Here is an 18,111-nt window from a genome sequence, read left to right as displayed (position 1 = left end):
CGCGTAGCACTGCCGACTGAATAACACATCCCCGTCAATACGGTTCTTGCTGCACGCTTACCTATATTCTGCTTTTTTTCTCTTATCTTTTCGCCAGTCTTCTTCAACTGGCTATCCCCTCGGCTACCGGACTTGCTGTATTACTGATGGGAACCATGTTTCCTATTATGCTCGGACTCGGGCTATCAGCAGCGTCCGCCGCAGGGGTAATTGCCACCTCTCTTGGTGTGGCGTACACACCGACAGCCATTGACGCCATACGAGGCTCTGAAGCGGTAAATATGGATGTGGTGGAGTATGTTGTCTATCATCAGGGACCTGCTGCTCTGGCGACTGTTCTGATTGTCGGTATCAGCCACTTTTTCTGGCAGAAACACTGTGATCGTAAAGCAGGAACATTACCTCATGAAATTGGTACGACAACAGTCATGGAATCAGGCAGTACGCCGGCTTATTATGCTCTGCTACCTATGCTGCCAATCCTGATGGCCGTTGGCTCATCGGAGATTTTTGTCACCGGAATTAATCTCAATATCATTACGATTGTTCTTATCTCAATGGCAATTTGCATGCTGATCGAATGGGTCCGTAAATGTGATTTGAAAGCTGTATGTGACGGTTTTACCCATTTCCTGAAAGGAATGGGAACAGCATTTACCGGCGTGGTGGGATTATTGGTGGCCGCTGGAGTGTTTGCTCATGGGATTAAAAGCATTGGCGCGATAGATCAATTAATTTTGATGGCAGAGCACGTTGGGTTACCCCCTTTTGCGATGGGCATCGTTTTTGCTCTGGTTACACTGGCTGCGGCTGTCATTATGGGATCGGGCAATGCGCCATTTCTGGCTTTTGTTGAACTGATACCACAAATAGCTGCCAGCATGGGCGTGAATGCCATATCGATGATCCTGCCAATGCAACAGGCTTCCCATATGGGGCGTGCGATGTCTCCCGTATCTGGCGTGGTTATAGCGGTTTCCAGTGGGGCGAATATAACTCCCTTCGAAGTGGTAAAACGCACTGCTTTACCCCTGATAGTTGGTTTTGTTTTTCACTCTGCGATTATCGGTATTTTTTATTAACTCGCTTTAGAATAACAAACAGCGTGTTAATCGTGGATATGCTCCCGAGTCCGGCACCAAATTCATATCAACGGACCTCCACAGAGGTCCGTTTTTCGTTTCAGGGCGCTACGATTTAAGCGTTCTGCCTGCGAATCAATTCTACCGAACTCAACCAGATTCTCCCCACATCACTAACATTTGCGGGTTTGCCCCACTTCCTGTGAATTTATCCCCAAGCTATGGCACTAACTGGCGCGAAATGTCGTGAGACCCCGTTGCTGTTGAACAGCAAATGATGCCATCAAGAGCTTAACGGTGCCGTTGCCGATGACATTCATAAACCACAACATCGGGTAGAACGCCGACTGATGAGATTTTCTGAATGAGAACAAGAGAAATGTCTTAGCCCGTTTGCTCATGCAAAGACTAATAATCCATTAAAATAGTAAGCCTTTTGGGCAATTTTTCGGGGATTATTTTCTGAACGTTTTTCTTTGGGAAAGAGGATAAATAATGATGGTAAGGCAAATTACTTCTGGTTCTCATTAAAGTCCTTTCGTAATGCTATGTAATCAAGAAGTTTATGTCTGGTAAAAACAACGTCTTATATTCACCAATGATATGTAAATAACTACATTTATAGATGGTAAAAATAGGTTGTGGCAATTATCATTGCACCATTCCCTTTTCGAATGAGTTTCTATTATGCAACAACCTGTAGTTCGCGTTGGCGAATGGCTTGTTACTCCGTCCATAAACCAAATGAGTCGCAATGGGCGTCAACTTACCCTTGAGCCGAGATTAATCGATCTTCTGGTTTTCTTTGCCCAACACAGTGGCGAAGTACTTAGCAGGGATGAACTTATCGATAATGTCTGGAAGAGAAGTATTGTCACCAATCACGTTGTGACGCAGAGTATCTCAGAACTACGTAAGTCATTAAAAGATAATGATGAAGATAGTCCTGTTTATATCGCTACTGTACCAAAGCGCGGTTATAAATTAATGGTGCCGGTTATCTGGTACAGCGAAGAAGAGGGGGAGGAAATAATGCTATCTTCGCCTCCCCCTATACCAGAGGCGATTCCTGACACAGATTCCCCCTCCCACAGTCTTAACATTCAAAACACCGCAACACCCCCTGAACAATTCCCAATTAAATGCAAACGATTCACTACCTTTTGGGTATGGTTTTTTTTCCTGTTGTCGTTAGGTATTTGTGTGGCACTGGTGGCGTTCTCCAGTCTTGAAACACGTCTTCCTATGAGTAAATCGCGTATTTTGCTCAATCCACGCGATATTGACATTAATATGGTGAATAAGAGTTGTAACAGCTGGACTTCCCCGTATCAGCTCTCTTACGCAATAGGCGTGGGCGATTTGGTCGCTACGTCACTTAACACCTTCTCTACCTTTATGGTGCATGACAAAATCAACTACAACATTGATGAACCAAGCAGTTCCGGTAAAACATTATCTATTGCGTTTGTTAATCAGCGCCAATACCGCGCTCAACAGTGCTTTATGTCGGTGAAATTGGTAGATAATGCAGATGGTTCCACCATGCTGGATAAACGTTATGTCATCACTAACGGTAATCAGCTGGCGATTCAAAATGATTTACTGGAGAGTTTGTCAAAAGCGTTAAATCAACCGTGGCCACAACGAATGCAAGAGATGCTCCAACAAACTTTGCCTCATCGTGGAGCGTTATTAACTAATTTTTATCAGGCACATGACTATTTAATGCATGGCGATGACAAATCATTGAATCGTGCCAGTGAGTTATTAGGTGAGATTGTTCAATCCTCCCCCGAATTTACCTACGCGAGAGCAGAGAAAGCATTAGTTGATATCGTACGTCATTCTCAGCATCCTTTAGATGAAAAACAATTAGCAGCACTGAATACAGAAATTGATAACATTGCGACACTGCCAGGAATGAATAATCTTGCCATTATCTATCAAATAAAAGCCGTCAGTGCGCTGGCAAAAGGTAAAACAAACGAATCGTATCAGGCGATAAATACTGGCATTGATCTTGAAATGTCCTGGCTAAATTATGTGTTGCTTGGCAAAGTTTATGAAATGAAGGGGATGAATCGGGAAGCCGCTGATGCATATCTCACCGCCTTTAATTTACGCCCTGGTGCAAACACCCTTTACTGGATTGAAAATGGTATATTCCAGACTTCTGTTCCTTATGTTGTACCTTATCTGGACAAATTTCTCGCTTCAGAATAAACGACTCTCGCGTTGATTCATGCTCGGGAATATTGAGTATTGAGTTTTTGTATGTTTTTATTGGTATAATATGTTGCGGCAATTTATTTGCCGCATTATTTTTATCACATAAATTTAACCAACAAATATCTCGCAATCCATTGTAAATATTGAATGTTTATCTTTTCATGATATCAACCTTCGATCCTGATGTGTTAATAAAAAATCTCAAGTTCTCACTTACAGAAACTTTTGCGTTATTTCACCTAATCTTTAGGATTAATCCTTTTTTCATGAGTAATCTTATCGCCAGTTTGGTCTGGTCAGTAAATAGTTATACATCATGACCCGGACTCCAAATTCTAAAATGAAATTAGGAGAAGAGCATGAGTTCTGCAAAGAAGATCGGGCTATTTGCCTGTACCGGTGTTGTTGCCGGTAATATGATGGGGAGCGGTATTGCATTATTACCTGCGAACCTTGCAAGTATCGGTGGTATCGCTATCTGGGGTTGGATTATCTCTATTATTGGTGCAATGTCGCTGGCTTATGTATACGCCCGACTGGCAACAAAAAACCCGCAGCAAGGTGGCCCAATTGCTTATGCCGGAGAAATTTCCCCTGCATTTGGTTTTCAGACAGGTGTTCTTTATTACCATGCTAACTGGATTGGTAACCTGGCGATTGGTATTACCGCTGTATCTTATCTTTCCACCTTCTTCCCAGTATTAAATGATCCTGTTCCGGCGGGTATCGCCTGTATTGCTATCGTCTGGGTATTTACCTTTGTAAATATGCTCGGCGGTACCTGGGTAAGCCGTTTAACCACGATTGGTCTGGTGCTGGTTCTTATTCCTGTAGTTATGACTGCTATTGTTGGCTGGCATTGGTTTGATGCTGCAACTTATGCAGCTAACTGGAATACTGCGGATACCACTGATGGTCATGCGATCATTAAAAGTATTCTGCTCTGCCTGTGGGCCTTCGTGGGTGTTGAATCCGCAGCTGTAAGTACTGGTATGGTTAAAAACCCGAAACGTACCGTTCCGCTGGCAACCATGCTGGGTACTGGTTTAGCAGGTATTGTTTACATCGCTGCGACTCAGGTGCTTTCCGGTATGTATCCGTCTTCTGTAATGGCAGCTTCCGGTGCTCCGTTTGCAATCAGTGCTTCAACTATCCTCGGTAACTGGGCTGCACCGCTGGTTTCTGCATTCACCGCCTTTGCGTGCCTGACGTCTCTGGGCTCCTGGATGATGCTGGTAGGCCAGGCAGGTGTGCGTGCTGCTAACGACGGTAACTTCCCGAAAGTTTATGGTGAAGTCGACAGCAACGGTATTCCGAAAAAAGGTCTGCTGCTGGCTGCAGTGAAAATGACGGCCCTGATGATCCTCATCACTCTGATGAACTCTGCCGGTGGTAAAGCATCTGACCTGTTCGGTGAACTGACCGGTATCGCAGTCCTGTTGACTATGCTGCCGTACTTCTACTCTTGCGTTGATCTGATTCGTTTTGAAGGCGTTAACATCCGCAACTTTGTCAGCCTGATCTGCTCTGTACTGGGTTGCGTGTTCTGCTTCATCGCGCTGATGGGCGCAAGCTCCTTCGAGCTGGCTGGTACCTTCATCGTCAGCCTGATTATCCTGATGTTCTACGCTCGCAAAATGCACGAGCGCCAGAGCCACTCAATGGATAACCACACAGCGTCTAACGCACATTAATTAAAAGTATTTTCCGAGGCTCCTCCTTTCATTTTGTCCCATGTGTTGGGAGGGGCCTTTTTTACCTGGAGATATGACTATGAACGTTATTGCAATATTGAATCACATGGGGGTTTATTTTAAAGAAGAACCCATCCGTGAACTTCATCGCGCGCTTGAACGTCTGAACTTCCAGATTGTTTACCCGAACGACCGTGACGACTTATTAAAACTGATCGAAAACAATGCGCGTCTGTGCGGTGTTATTTTTGACTGGGATAAATATAATCTCGAGTTGTGCGAAGAAATTAGCAAAATGAACGAGAATCTGCCGTTGTACGCGTTCGCTAATACGTATTCCACACTCGATGTAAGCCTGAATGATCTGCGTTTACAGATTAGCTTCTTTGAATATGCGCTGGGGGCTGCTGATGATATTGCTAATAAGATCAAACAGAGCACTGATGAATACATCAATACTATTCTTCCTCCGCTGACTAAAGCACTGTTTAAATATGTCCGTGAAGGTAAATATACTTTCTGTACTCCTGGCCACATGGGCGGTACTGCATTCCAGAAAAGCCCGGTAGGTAGCCTGTTCTATGATTTCTTTGGCCCGAACACCATGAAATCTGATATTTCCATTTCAGTATCTGAACTGGGTTCCCTGCTGGATCACAGCGGTCCACACAAAGAAGCAGAACAGTATATCGCTCGCGTCTTTAACGCAGACCGCAGCTACATGGTGACCAACGGTACTTCCACTGCGAACAAAATTGTTGGTATGTACTCTGCTCCGGCAGGCAGTACCATTCTGATTGACCGTAACTGTCACAAATCGCTGACCCATCTGATGATGATGAGCGATGTTACGCCAATCTATTTCCGCCCGACCCGTAACGCTTACGGGATTCTTGGGGGTATCCCACAGAGTGAATTCCAGCACGCAACCATTGCTAAGCGCGTGAAAGAAACACCAAACGCAACCTGGCCGGTACATGCCGTAATTACCAACTCTACCTATGATGGTCTGCTGTACAACACCGACTTCATCAAGAAAACGCTGGATGTGAAATCTATCCACTTTGACTCCGCGTGGGTGCCTTACACCAACTTCTCACCGATTTACGAAGGTAAATGCGGTATGAGCGGTGACCGTGTAGAAGGGAAAGTGATTTACGAAACCCAGTCCACTCACAAACTGCTGGCGGCGTTCTCTCAGGCTTCCATGATCCACGTTAAAGGTGACGTCAACGAAGAAACCTTTAACGAAGCCTACATGATGCACACCACCACCTCTCCGCACTACGGTATCGTGGCGTCCACTGAAACCGCTGCGGCGATGATGAAAGGCAATGCAGGTAAACGTCTGATCAACGGTTCCATTGAACGTGCGATCAAATTCCGTAAAGAGATCAAACGGCTGAGAACAGAATCTGATGGCTGGTTCTTTGATGTATGGCAGCCGGATCATATCGATACGACTGAATGCTGGCCGCTACGTTCTGACAGCACCTGGCACGGCTTCAAAAACATCGATAACGAGCACATGTATCTTGACCCGATCAAAGTCACCTTGCTGACTCCGGGGATGGAAAAAGACGGCACCATGAGCGACTTTGGTATTCCGGCCAGCATCGTGGCGAAATACCTCGACGAACATGGCATCGTTGTTGAGAAAACCGGTCCGTATAACCTGCTGTTCCTGTTCAGCATCGGTATTGATAAGACCAAAGCACTAAGCCTGCTGCGTGCTCTGACTGATTTCAAACGTGCGTTCGACCTGAATCTGCGTGTGAAAAACATGCTGCCGTCTCTGTATCGTGAAGATCCTGAATTCTATGAAAACATGCGTATTCAGGAACTGGCTCAGAATATCCACAAACTGATTGTTCACCACAATCTGCCGGATCTGATGTATCGCGCATTTGAAGTGCTGCCGGCAATGGTAATGACGCCGTATGCTGCGTTCCAGAAAGAGCTGCACGGTATGACCGAAGAGGTTTACCTCGATGAAATGGTAGGTCGTATTAACGCCAATATGATCCTTCCGTATCCACCGGGAGTTCCTCTGGTAATGCCGGGTGAAATGATCACCGAAGAAAGCCGTCCGGTTCTGGAGTTCCTGCAAATGCTGTGTGAAATCGGCGCTCATTATCCGGGCTTTGAAACCGATATTCACGGCGCATACCGTCAGGCTGATGGCCGTTATACCGTTAAGGTATTGAAAGAAGAAAGCAAAAAATAATTAGCTCGTACAAGGGAAGTGGTTTGCCACTTCCCTTTTTTGCTCATAAGGAGAACACATGAAAACACCCTCACAGCCGCGCGCGATATACTATATCGTGGCGATCCAAATCTGGGAGTACTTCAGTTTTTACGGCATGCGTGCCTTACTCATTCTCTATCTCACCCATCAGCTTGGTTTTGATGATAACCATGCCATCAGTCTGTTTAGCGCATATGCTTCTCTGGTTTACGTTACCCCTATTCTCGGCGGCTGGCTTGCCGACCGCCTGCTCGGCAACCGCACTGCAGTGATTGCCGGCGCGCTGTTAATGACTCTTGGCCATGTGGTGCTGGGCATTGATACAAATTCAACCTTTAGCCTGAACCTGGCGCTGGCAATCATTATTTGTGGCTACGGTTTATTCAAATCAAACATCAGCTGTTTGCTTGGCGAGCTCTACGACGAGGACGATCATCGACGTGATGGCGGTTTTTCGCTGCTGTATGCCGCGGGCAATATCGGTTCTATCGCAGCTCCCATCGCCTGCGGTCTGGCTGCTCAGTGGTATGGATGGCATGTTGGATTTGCCCTTGCGGGTGGCGGCATGTTTATCGGTTTGTTGATTTTCTTAAGTGGTCATCGTCATTTCCGGTCCACGCGAAGCATGGATAAAAAAGCGCTCACTCGCGTGAAATTTGCCTTACCGGTATGGAGCTGGTTGGTGGTGATGCTCTGTTTAGCCCCAGTATTTTTTACCCTGCTACTGGAGAACGACGGGGCCGGATATTTGCTGGCGATCGTTTGCCTTATTGCCGCACAAATCATTGCCCGCATGATGATCAAATTCCCCGAACACCGTCGTGCTCTTTGGCAAATTGTATTGTTGATGTTTGTCGGGACGTTGTTCTGGGTACTGGCACAACAGGGCGGCAGTACCATCAGCTTGTTTATCGATCGCTTTGTGGATCGTCAGGCATTCAATATTGAAGTACCGACTGCCCTATTCCAGTCGGTGAATGCAATTGCGGTGATGCTCGCTGGGGTTGTACTGGCCTGGCTGGCATCGCCAGAAAACCACGGCAACTCAACATTGCGCGTCTGGCTGAAGTTTGCCTTTGGCTTACTGCTGATGGCTTGTGGCTTTATGTTGCTGGCATTTGATGCCCGACATGCAGCGGCTGGCGGTCAAGCGTCAATGGGCGTGATGATATCCGGGCTGGCGCTAATGGGCTTTGCCGAACTCTTTATTGACCCGGTGGCGATTGCGCAAATCACGCGTCTGAAAATGTCTGGCGTTTTAACCGGGATTTATATGTTGGCAACAGGCGCGGTCGCCAACTGGCTGGCAGGTGTAGTGGCACAGCAGACGACAGAGTCGCAAATTAGCGGTATGGCAATTGCAGCTTACCAGCGATTCTTTTCTCAAATGGGAGAGTGGACGTTAGCTTGTGTCGCGATCATCCTAGTATTGGCCTTTGCTTGCCGATTTCTGTTTAGCACGCCGACTAATGTGATACAGGAGAGTAACGATTAACTTCCGTGAAAATAATTGGTTATTAATGGGTTAATTTTTGGTTTATCACACCAACAAATACAGATTAATAAGTCATTTAAACCATTTTTATAGCTATTTGTTAGTGATATCAACTTGAGGTAAGCGTTAGTTTCGATAAGATAAACTGAGTTATTAATAGTCGAGGCAGATAATACAGTGTACCGATCTGTCTCTTTATCTACGCTAAATTGAAAGCTGGATTTAGAGGAACCAAAATGTCTGAACGAGAAACACGGGGAGCCAATGAGGCTATTGATTTTAACGATGAACTGAGAAATCGCCGCGAAAAACTGGCGGCACTGCGTCAGCAAGGTGTGGCGTTTCCCAATGATTTTCGCCGCGACCATACCTCTGACCAGTTGCACGAAGAGTTTGATGCGAAGGATAACCAGGCACTGGAATCCTTAAACATTGAAGTCTCGGTTGCTGGCCGAATGATGACCCGTCGAATCATGGGGAAAGCCTCCTTTGTAACATTGCAGGATGTAGGTGGCCGTATTCAACTGTACGTTGCACGAGATAGCCTGCCAGAAGGTGTTTATAACGATCAGTTTAAAAAATGGGACCTGGGTGACATTATCGGTGCCCGCGGTACGCTGTTTAAGACGCAAACTGGTGAGCTTTCCCTTCACTGTACTGAGTTACGCCTGCTGACTAAAGCACTACGTCCTTTACCAGATAAATTCCATGGTCTGCAGGATCAGGAAGTCCGTTATCGTCAACGTTATCTGGACCTCATCGCTAACAATAAATCCCGTCAAACGTTTGTTGTCCGTTCAAAAATTCTGGCCGCTATCCGCCAGTTCATGGTCGCGCGCGGCTTTATGGAAGTAGAAACCCCGATGATGCAGGTAATTCCAGGTGGGGCATCCGCTCGCCCATTTATTACCCATCATAATGCTCTGGATTTAGATATGTATCTGCGTATCGCGCCGGAGCTGTATCTGAAACGTCTGGTTGTAGGCGGTTTTGAACGGGTATTCGAAATCAACCGTAACTTCCGTAATGAAGGTATTTCTGTTCGTCATAATCCTGAGTTCACAATGATGGAACTCTACATGGCGTATGCGGATTACCACGATTTGATTGATCTGACGGAGTCACTGTTCCGCACCCTGGCACAAGAGGTACTGGGTACAACGAAAGTCACTTATGGCGAGCATGTGTTTGATTTTGGCAAACCGTTTGAAAAACTCACCATGCGCGAAGCAATCAAAAAATATCGTCCAGAAACCGATATGGCCGACCTGGATAATTTTGATGCTGCTAAAGCATTAGCTGAATCTATCGGTATTACGGTAGAGAAAAGCTGGGGGCTGGGACGTATTGTCACCGAAATCTTTGATGAAGTGGCAGAAGCACATCTGATTCAGCCAACCTTTATTACGGAATATCCGGCAGAAGTGTCGCCGCTGGCGCGCCGTAATGATGTTAACCCGGAAATCACCGACCGTTTTGAATTCTTCATCGGTGGTCGTGAAATCGGTAATGGTTTTAGCGAATTAAACGACGCAGAAGATCAGGCTGAACGTTTCCAGGAACAGGTTAACGCTAAAGCTGCAGGTGACGACGAAGCCATGTTCTACGACGAAGATTACGTGACGGCGCTGGAATATGGTCTGCCACCAACCGCTGGTCTGGGTATTGGTATCGACCGAATGATTATGCTGTTTACTAACAGTCATACTATTCGCGACGTTATTCTCTTCCCGGCTATGCGCCCACAGAAATAAATATCACTTTAGTGAACGAAGCAGCCAGGCGACTGCTTCGTTCGTCGTTCCGCAAATCCAGTTTTGAGGAGAGACGCTTCGTTTCAAGATAACCAGCGGGTCCACTCAACCACAACACCTAAAAAAGAGAAAAAAGTAATGCCACAGGCAAACTCATTGGCCATGTTATTCCTACCAGGAATGCACTAAGTAAACGAATATGTATTTTCTCATGTGAGATAAACCAGATAATGAAAAAGGATATGTTCACACCAATCACATAAAAAATTAATATTTTAGAGAATAGTGCCATTTTTTTAAGTTCTTCTTATCCTTCCTGGCTATTTGTAAAGCTGACGGAAATAGTCATCAACTGTCATAATGTTGAGGTCAAAATCGATATCTGGCAAGTCTAAGCATTTGAGCCTGATTAAATCTTCGATTTCACTTGTCGCTAATGATGTCGTTATTGCGAAAGAATTCTCATTCAATTGTCGTGGTATCCCATATTCATCAGCCACGATAGAAGAGAAATTCATATCATACATCAATGATCTTAACCTTAAGAAAACTGAGGAATAAGATGATGGATAATCAAAAGAAACAACATAAGTATTGAACTTGTTTTTACCTTCCATAATATGACTCCTATCAATATCAAGTGCCCTGGGGATGCAAAGTTTATACTCTAAATAATTTGAGTTGCAGCACATGCAACTTGAAGTATGACGAGTATATTAACCCCGATTGATGATTCTCATATAGGAGATATTCTTTTTCCTTTGCTCAATAGAGGGGATGATTTGGGACAAAAAAACGCTCTCTCTGACCATTCTTTGTGCATCCCCTTACCCTTCAGATGCTCTCCTGCATCACATTATGCAGAACATGAAAAATATCGTTACTCTGTACTTTCCCATCAACTGCGAATATCATCATACTCACGCGTTTTATCAAATTCGTGTTTCGCAAATGGGCACAGTGGGATAATTTTTCGTTTTTCCCGGCGCATTTTTTCCACGACTTTAGCAACCAGCAGTTTTCCAATCCCTTGCCCTTTCAGTCTTTCATCGACATCGGTATGTTCGATAATCGCTAAATTCTCTCCGGTCGGCACAAAAACAATTTCAGCAATTTGCTTGCCCTGTTCGTCATTGATGTAAATTTATTGTGGCCTTCACGTATTTCCATTTTACCCTCGCTTATTTATGGCGGTATTTCAGTGCGCCGCTCGGGCACGTATCAATCACTTTCACCACAGTGGCGACGTCTACTTCATCCGGCATGATCCACGGTTTACGTTTGAGATTAAATAACTTGCCGTTGCCACGTACGCAATTGCCAGAATGCTGACATATTGCAGTGTTGAAATAGACATCGATCTTTTCGCCGGTATAACAGCGATACCCCCCGTCCAGTAGCGCCTGATCCATGACCTTCCCTCTCTCATCAGTATGATTGTCGCTATAAGCATAGCCCCGGAATCTTCATACAGCACTGGCAGTTTCAGTTGCCAGGGCCTCTTCCCCTATATAGCCAATCATTTTTACTCCCTTTGAATTACCCGCCTCATCAGAGATAATGCTTAAGAAATTTGTCACACAAGGAAGCTGATGAGACATTCACCGCCCTACCGCATGTTACGCAAACGTCCGATGAAATTGAGTGCCACAGTGATCTTAATGGTCAGCGCGGTGCTGTTCTCGGTGCTATTGGTGGTGCATCTGATTTACTTCTCGCAAATCAGTAATATGACGCGAGACGGGCTGGCCAACAAGGCGCTGGCTGTGGCGCGTACCCTTGCCGACTCGCCGGAAATCCGTCAGGGCTTGCAGAAAAAACCGCAGGAGAGTGGCATCCAGACCATCGCGGAAGCCGTGCGCAAACGCAACGATCTGCTATTTATTGTCGTTACCGATATGCAAAGTCTTCGCTACTCGCACCCAGAAGCCCAGCGTATTGGTCAGCCATTTAAAGGTGATGACATTCTTAAAGCGCTGAATGGCGAAGAAAATGTCGCAATCAATCGCGGTTTTCTGGCCCAGGCTTTACGCGTATTTACCCCCATCTACGATGAAAATCATAAACAAATTGGCGTGGTGGCGATCGGCCTTGAGTTAAGCCGTGTGACTCAACAGATCAATGACAGTCGCTGGAGCATAATCTGGTCGGTATTATTTGGCATGCTGGTCGGACTGATCGGCACCTGCATTCTGGTTAAAGTACTGAAAAAAATCCTTTTCGGCCTGGAACCCTACGAAATCTCCACACTGTTTGAGCAACGCCAGGCCATGTTGCAGTCTATCAAAGAAGGCGTCGTTGCCGTAGACGATCGCGGCGAGATCACGTTGATCAACGATGCTGCACAAGAATTGCTGAATTACCGTAAGTCGCAGGACGATGAGAAACTGTCGACCCTAAGCCACTCGTGGTCACAGGTGGTAGATGTCTCGGAAGTGTTGCGCGACGGTACCCCGCGCCGCGACGAAGAGATTACAATTAAAGACCGGCTATTACTGATCAACACCGTTCCGGTGCGCAGTAATGGCATTATCATCGGTGCCATTTCCACCTTCAGGGACAAAACTGAAGTACGTAAACTGATGCAGCGACTCGATGGTCTGGTCAACTATGCTGACGCACTTCGTGAACGCTCCCACGAATTTATGAATAAATTGCACGTGATTCTCGGATTATTGCATCTGAAGAGTTATAAGCAGTTGGAAGACTACATTCTCAAAACAGCCAATAACTATCAGGAAGAGATTGGCTCTCTGCTGGGTAAGATCAAATCTCCGGTTATCGCTGGTTTTTTAATCAGCAAGATTAACCGCGCGACCGATTTAGGCCATACACTGATTTTAAACAGTGAAAGCCAGCTGCCAGACAGCAGCAGTGAGGACCAGGTCGCGACGCTGATCACCACGTTGGGAAATCTGATAGAAAACGCGCTGGAGGCATTAGGACCAGAGCCAGGTGGCGAAATTAGCGTAACATTGCACTGCCGTCACGGCTGGCTGCACTGTGAAGTTAACGATGATGGACCGGGGATCGCACCCGACAAAATCGATCACATTTTTGACAAAGGTGTCTCGACAAAAGGAAGCAAGCGAGGCGTCGGTTTAGCACTTGTCAAACAACAGGTAGAAAATCTCGGCGGCAGCATCGCCGTGGAATCGGAGCCCGGGATTTTCACACAATTTTTTGTCCAGATACCCTGGGATGGGGAGAGGTCGAACAGATGATCAATGTATTAATTATCGATGACGACGCAATGGTCGCGGAGCTGAATCGCCGATACGTGGCACAAATCCCTGGCTTTCAATGCTGTGGAACGGCTTCGACACTGGAGAAGGCCAAAGAGATTATCTTCAATAGCGATACGGCTATCGACCTGATATTGCTCGATATTTATATGCAAAAAGAGAACGGGCTCGATTTACTGCCTGTCCTGCATAATGCGCGTTGCAAAAGTGATGTGATTGTCATTTCCTCCGCTGCCGATGCGGCAACCATTAAAGACTCACTGCATTACGGTGTCGTGGATTACTTGATTAAACCCTTCCAGGCTTCCCGCTTTGAAGAGGCGCTCACCGGCTGGCGGCAAAAGAAAATGGCGCTGGAAAAACATCAGTATTATGACCAGGCCGAACTTGATCAGCTAATCCACGGCAGCAGCTCCAACGAGCAGGATCCTCGTCGCTTGCCAAAAGGCTTAACACCGCAGACGTTACGCACGCTGTGCCAGTGGATTGACGCGCATCAGGACTATGAGTTTTCAACCGACGAGCTGGCCAACGAGGTTAACATCTCACGTGTTTCCTGCCGTAAATACCTCATCTGGCTGGTCAACTGTCATATCTTGTTCACCAGTATCCATTATGGCGTCACGGGGCGTCCGGTTTACCGTTACCGTATTCAGGCAGAACACTACTCACTACTGAAACAATATTGCCAATAACGGAGCACTAGTTATCTGTAAGTAATAATTATTACAGTAATGCAAAATACCCCTGGCACAAGTTACATCGTTTATCAGTAAAACTTGTGCCAGATCAAATATAATTATCCCTCCAGCATCGCTAAAAATTAATATCCCTTCAAATAAATGGTGTTTTTAATTTCAAAACGCTAACAAAAGTTAATTAACTATTATGTCACCCGCATTATGTGTATTTTTACCCACAAATGGGTAGATCAGAATAATCTATAAGCCTAATGATATCTGCCCTTAGAACAAAAAACAGACCGATAAATATCAATAAGATAAAAGCAAACAAAACATTAACATCTGCGTAGTACAAACTATAAACCCATCGCCAGAGGGTATTTCTCTCTGAAAAAGCCGCTTATCACAGTGCATAAATTTGCCGCTGCTTTAATCAGCTAATATTCACTGTGAGGTATTTGCTCAAGCCAGTAACGACCAAACGGATATTTAGTCAGGCTCTGAAACAGTTCATACAAAACAGAACGTGACTGTGATCTATTCAGCAAAAATTTAAATAGGATTATCGCGAGGGTTCATACATGTTATTTACTATCCAACTTATCATAATACTGATATGTCTGTTTTATGGTGCCAGAAAGGGCGGTATCGCGCTGGGTTTATTAGGCGGTATCGGCCTGGTCATTCTGGTCTTCGTCTTCCACCTTCAGCCAGGTAAACCACCGGTTGATGTCATGCTGGTTATCATTGCGGTGGTGGCGGCATCGGCAACCTTGCAAGCTTCGGGCGGTCTTGATGTCATGCTGCAAATTGCCGAGAAGCTGCTGCGCCGCAACCCGAAATATGTCTCAATTGTCGCGCCGTTTGTAACCTGTACGCTGACCATTCTTTGCGGTACGGGTCACGTGGTTTACACCATTCTGCCGATCATCTACGACGTCGCCATTAAGAACAATATCCGTCCGGAACGTCCGATGGCGGCAAGTTCTATCGGTGCACAGATGGGGATTATCGCAAGCCCGGTATCGGTTGCGGTCGTGTCTCTGGTTGCGATGCTGGGTAATGTCACCTTTGATGGTCGTCATCTTGAGTTCCTCGACCTGCTGGCAATCACCATTCCATCGACGTTAATCGGTATCCTGGCGATCGGTATCTTCAGCTGGTTCCGCGGTAAAGATTTGGATAAAGACGAAGAGTTCCAGAAATTCATCTCCGTACCGGAAAACCGTGAGTATGTTTACGGTGATACCGCGACGCTGCTGGATAAAAAACTGCCAAAAAGCAACTGGCTGGCAATGTGGATCTTCCTCGGGGCAATCGCTGTAGTCGCACTTCTTGGTGCTGATTCGGACCTGCGTCCATCCTTCGGTGGCAAACCACTGTCGATGGTACTGGTTATTCAGATGTTTATGCTGCTGACCGGGGCGCTGATTATTATCCTGACCAAAACAAATCCCGCGTCTATCTCAAAAAACGAAGTCTTCCGTTCCGGTATGATCGCTATCGTGGCGGTGTACGGTATTGCATGGATGGCAGAAACCATGTTCGGTGCGCATATGTCTGAAATTCAGGGCGTACTGGGCGAAATGGTGAAAGAGTATCCATGGGCTTATGCCATTGTTCTGCTGCTGGTTTCCAAGTTTGTAAACTCTCAGGCTGCGGCGCTGGCGGCGATTGTTCCGGTCGCGCTGGCGATCGGCGTTGATCCGGCATACATCGTGGCTTCAGCACCGGCTTGCTACGGTTATTACATCCTGCCAACTTATCCGAGCGATCTGGCAGCGATTCAGTTTGACCGTTCCGGCACCACCCACATCGGTCGCTTCGTCATCAACCACAGCTTTATTCTGCCGGGGTTGATTGGTGTAAGCGTATCGTGCGTCTTCGGCTGGATCTTCGCCGCGATGTACGGGTTCTTATAAATGCACTTTGCGTGCCGCCCGTGACGACGCGGCACGCAATTTTCGAATAACAAATACAGAATTACAGGCTGGAAGCTATGTCAAACAAACCCTTTATCTACCAGGCTCCTTTCCCGATGGGGAAAGACAATACCGAATACTATCTACTCACTTCCGATTACGTTAGCGTTGCCGACTTCAACGGCGAAACCATCTTGAAAGTGGAACCAGAAGCCCTGACCCTGCTGGCGCAGCAAGCCTTTCACGACGCTTCTTTCATGCTCCGCCCGGCACACCAGAAACAGGTTGCTGCTATTCTTCACGATCCAGAAGCCAGCGAAAACGACAAGTACGTGGCGCTGCAATTCTTAAGAAACTCCGAAATCGCCGCCAAAGGCGTGCTGCCGACTTGCCAGGATACCGGCACCGCGATCATCGTCGGTAAAAAAGGTCAGCGCGTGTGGACCGGCGGTGGTGATGAAGAAGCGCTGTCGAAAGGCGTCTATAACACCTATATCGAAGATAACCTGCGCTATTCACAGAATGCAGCGCTGGACATGTACAAAGAGGTCAACACCGGCACGAACCTGCCTGCGCAAATCGACCTGTACGCGGTAGATGGCGACGAGTACAAATTCCTCTGCGTCGCCAAAGGCGGTGGCTCTGCCAACAAAACGTATCTCTACCAGGAAACCAAAGCCCTGCTGACTCCCGGCAAACTGAAAAACTTCCTCGTCGAGAAAATGCGTACCCTCGGTACTGCAGCCTGCCCGCCGTACCATATCGCGTTTGTGATTGGCGGTACGTCTGCTGAAACCAACCTGAAAACCGTCAAGTTGGCAAGCGCTCACTATTACGATGAACTGCCGACGGAAGGGAACGAACATGGTCAGGCGTTCCGCGATGTCCAGCTGGAACAGGAACTGCTGGAAGAGGCCCAGAAACTCGGTCTTGGTGCGCAATTTGGCGGTAAATACTTCGCGCACGATATCCGCGTGATCCGTCTGCCACGTCACGGCGCATCCTGCCCGGTAGGTATGGGCGTCTCCTGCTCCGCTGACCGTAACATTAAAGCGAAAATCAACCGCGAAGGGATCTGGATCGAAAAACTGGAACACAATCCAGGACAGTACATTCCACAAGAACTGCGTCAGGCCGGTGAAGGCGAAGCGGTGAAGGTCGACCTTAACCGCCCGATGAAAGAGATCCTCGCCCAGCTTTCGCAATATCCGGTTTCCACTCGTTTGTCGCTCACCGGCACCATTATCGTGGGTCGCGATATTGCGCACGCCAAGCTGAAAGAATTGATTGATGCTGGTAAAGAATTGCCGCAGTACATCAAAGATCACCCGATCTACTACGCGGGTCCGGCGAAAACACCTGCCGGTTATCCATCAGGTTCACTTGGCCCAACCACCGCAGGTCGTATGGACTCCTACGTGGATCTGCTGCAATCCCACAGCGGTAGCATGATCATGCTGGCGAAAGGTAACCGCAGTCAGCAGGTCACCGACGCATGTCATAAACACGGCGGCTTCTACCTCGGTAGCATCGGCGGCCCGGCGGCGGTACTGGCGCAGCAGAGCATTAAGCATCTGGAATGCGTCGCCTATCCGGAGCTGGGTATGGAAGCAATCTGGAAAATCGAAGTGGAAGATTTCCCGGCGTTTATCCTGGTCGATGACAAAGGCAACGACTTCTTCCAGCAAATCGTCAACAAACAGTGCGCGAACTACACTAAGTAACCTCTTCGGCCCAGCGCCTGGCAGCATGCTGC

Annotated in this window: 12 protein-coding genes and 2 pseudogenes; 10 read left to right on the top strand and 4 right to left on the bottom strand. The window is 46.9% G+C overall.

Annotated elements, in window-relative coordinates; translation table 11 throughout:
- Positions 1 to 62 precede the first annotated feature (62 nt).
- The 6 genes and pseudogenes from dcuC to lysS all read left to right on the top strand — a co-directional run.
- Positions 63 to 1,082, top strand: a pseudogene (gene dcuC, locus A7090_RS04535) (C4-dicarboxylate transporter DcuC); the annotation flags it as partial.
- 687 nt (positions 1,083 to 1,769) lie between these two features.
- Positions 1,770 to 3,308: a lysine decarboxylation/transport transcriptional activator CadC gene (cadC, locus tag A7090_RS04525; RefSeq protein ID WP_105273201.1), complete on the top strand. Its 1,539-nt coding sequence runs from the start codon at positions 1,770 to 1,772 to the stop codon at positions 3,306 to 3,308.
- 365 nt (positions 3,309 to 3,673) lie between these two features.
- Positions 3,674 to 5,008 carry a cadaverine/lysine antiporter gene (gene cadB, locus A7090_RS04515; protein ID WP_000092909.1) on the top strand — a complete coding sequence of 445 codons (1,335 nt, stop codon included), beginning with the start codon at positions 3,674 to 3,676 and terminating at the stop codon, positions 5,006 to 5,008.
- 79 nt (positions 5,009 to 5,087) lie between these two features.
- A complete protein-coding gene (cadA, locus tag A7090_RS04510; RefSeq protein WP_105273199.1) occupies positions 5,088 to 7,235 on the top strand; it encodes a lysine decarboxylase CadA in 2,148 nt (715 codons plus the stop codon).
- A 58-nt stretch (positions 7,236 to 7,293) separates the two neighbouring features.
- Positions 7,294 to 8,751, top strand: coding sequence for a dipeptide/tripeptide permease DtpC (gene dtpC / locus A7090_RS04505; RefSeq protein ID WP_105273198.1), 1,458 nt, complete (start codon positions 7,294 to 7,296; stop codon positions 8,749 to 8,751).
- 236 nt (positions 8,752 to 8,987) lie between these two features.
- Positions 8,988 to 10,505 carry a lysine--tRNA ligase gene (gene lysS, locus A7090_RS04500; RefSeq protein WP_105273197.1) on the top strand — a complete coding sequence of 506 codons (1,518 nt, stop codon included), beginning with the start codon at positions 8,988 to 8,990 and terminating at the stop codon, positions 10,503 to 10,505.
- Between the two features lie 118 nt (positions 10,506 to 10,623).
- On the opposite strand, the gene ghoT is transcribed toward lysS, so the two are convergent.
- The 4 genes and pseudogenes from ghoT to yjdI form a co-directional block, all read right to left on the bottom strand.
- Complete coding sequence (gene ghoT, locus A7090_RS04495) at positions 10,624 to 10,797, bottom strand: type V toxin-antitoxin system toxin GhoT (RefSeq protein ID WP_105273196.1); 174 nt, start codon at positions 10,795 to 10,797, stop codon at positions 10,624 to 10,626.
- Positions 10,798 to 10,825: 28 nt separating this feature from the next.
- On the bottom strand, positions 10,826 to 11,122 hold the full coding sequence (gene ghoS, locus A7090_RS04490; RefSeq protein WP_105273195.1) for a type V toxin-antitoxin system endoribonuclease antitoxin GhoS: 297 nt from the start codon (positions 11,120 to 11,122) through the stop codon (positions 10,826 to 10,828).
- 281 nt (positions 11,123 to 11,403) lie between these two features.
- A pseudogene (locus A7090_RS04480) lies at positions 11,404 to 11,675 on the bottom strand (GNAT family N-acetyltransferase).
- An 11-nt stretch (positions 11,676 to 11,686) separates the two neighbouring features.
- A complete protein-coding gene (gene yjdI, locus A7090_RS04475; RefSeq protein WP_000371704.1) occupies positions 11,687 to 11,917 on the bottom strand; it encodes a 4Fe-4S mono-cluster protein YjdI in 231 nt (76 codons plus the stop codon).
- A 180-nt stretch (positions 11,918 to 12,097) separates the two neighbouring features.
- On the opposite strand from yjdI, the gene A7090_RS04470 reads away from it, so the two are divergent.
- From A7090_RS04470 to fumB, 4 genes are all read left to right on the top strand, one after another.
- Positions 12,098 to 13,729, top strand: coding sequence for a sensor histidine kinase (locus A7090_RS04470; protein WP_105273194.1), 1,632 nt, complete (start codon positions 12,098 to 12,100; stop codon positions 13,727 to 13,729).
- Positions 13,726 to 14,445, top strand: a complete 720-nt coding sequence (gene dcuR / locus A7090_RS04465; RefSeq protein ID WP_105273193.1) for a two-component system response regulator DcuR — start codon at positions 13,726 to 13,728, stop codon at positions 14,443 to 14,445. The genes A7090_RS04470 and dcuR overlap by 4 nt, the downstream gene beginning before the upstream one ends.
- Positions 14,446 to 15,014: 569 nt before the next feature.
- A complete protein-coding gene (gene dcuB / locus A7090_RS04455) occupies positions 15,015 to 16,355 on the top strand; it encodes an anaerobic C4-dicarboxylate transporter DcuB (RefSeq protein ID WP_000899522.1) in 1,341 nt (446 codons plus the stop codon).
- Positions 16,356 to 16,432: 77 nt separating this feature from the next.
- Entirely contained in the window at positions 16,433 to 18,079 is a 1,647-nt protein-coding gene (fumB, locus tag A7090_RS04450) for a class I fumarate hydratase (RefSeq protein WP_105273192.1), read from the top strand.
- Positions 18,080 to 18,111 lie beyond the last annotated feature (32 nt).

Origin of the sequence: Escherichia sp. MOD1-EC7003 (genome assembly GCF_002965065.1) — a bacterium.
GTDB lineage: Bacteria > Pseudomonadota > Gammaproteobacteria > Enterobacterales > Enterobacteriaceae > Escherichia.
The sequence above is the reverse complement of the archived record's forward strand: the minus strand, read 5'-3'. Positions and strand labels throughout refer to the sequence as shown.

What these genes read in the sequence shown, in the direction of transcription:
- cadC (WP_105273201.1), top strand. Translation starts at nt 1,770, where the DNA reads ATGCAACAACCTGTAGTTCGCGTTGGCGAATGGCTTGTTACTCCGTCC.
- cadB (WP_000092909.1), top strand. Translation starts at nt 3,674, where the DNA reads ATGAGTTCTGCAAAGAAGATCGGGCTATTTGCCTGTACCGGTGTTGTT.
- cadA (WP_105273199.1), top strand. Translation starts at nt 5,088, where the DNA reads ATGAACGTTATTGCAATATTGAATCACATGGGGGTTTATTTTAAAGAA.
- dtpC (WP_105273198.1), top strand. Translation starts at nt 7,294, where the DNA reads ATGAAAACACCCTCACAGCCGCGCGCGATATACTATATCGTGGCGATC.
- lysS (WP_105273197.1), top strand. Translation starts at nt 8,988, where the DNA reads ATGTCTGAACGAGAAACACGGGGAGCCAATGAGGCTATTGATTTTAAC.
- ghoT (WP_105273196.1), bottom strand. Translation starts at nt 10,797, where the DNA reads ATGGCACTATTCTCTAAAATATTAATTTTTTATGTGATTGGTGTGAAC.
- ghoS (WP_105273195.1), bottom strand. Translation starts at nt 11,122, where the DNA reads ATGGAAGGTAAAAACAAGTTCAATACTTATGTTGTTTCTTTTGATTAT.
- yjdI (WP_000371704.1), bottom strand. Translation starts at nt 11,917, where the DNA reads ATGGATCAGGCGCTACTGGACGGGGGGTATCGCTGTTATACCGGCGAA.
- A7090_RS04470 (WP_105273194.1), top strand. Translation starts at nt 12,098, where the DNA reads ATGAGACATTCACCGCCCTACCGCATGTTACGCAAACGTCCGATGAAA.
- dcuR (WP_105273193.1), top strand. Translation starts at nt 13,726, where the DNA reads ATGATCAATGTATTAATTATCGATGACGACGCAATGGTCGCGGAGCTG.
- dcuB (WP_000899522.1), top strand. Translation starts at nt 15,015, where the DNA reads ATGTTATTTACTATCCAACTTATCATAATACTGATATGTCTGTTTTAT.
- fumB (WP_105273192.1), top strand. Translation starts at nt 16,433, where the DNA reads ATGTCAAACAAACCCTTTATCTACCAGGCTCCTTTCCCGATGGGGAAA.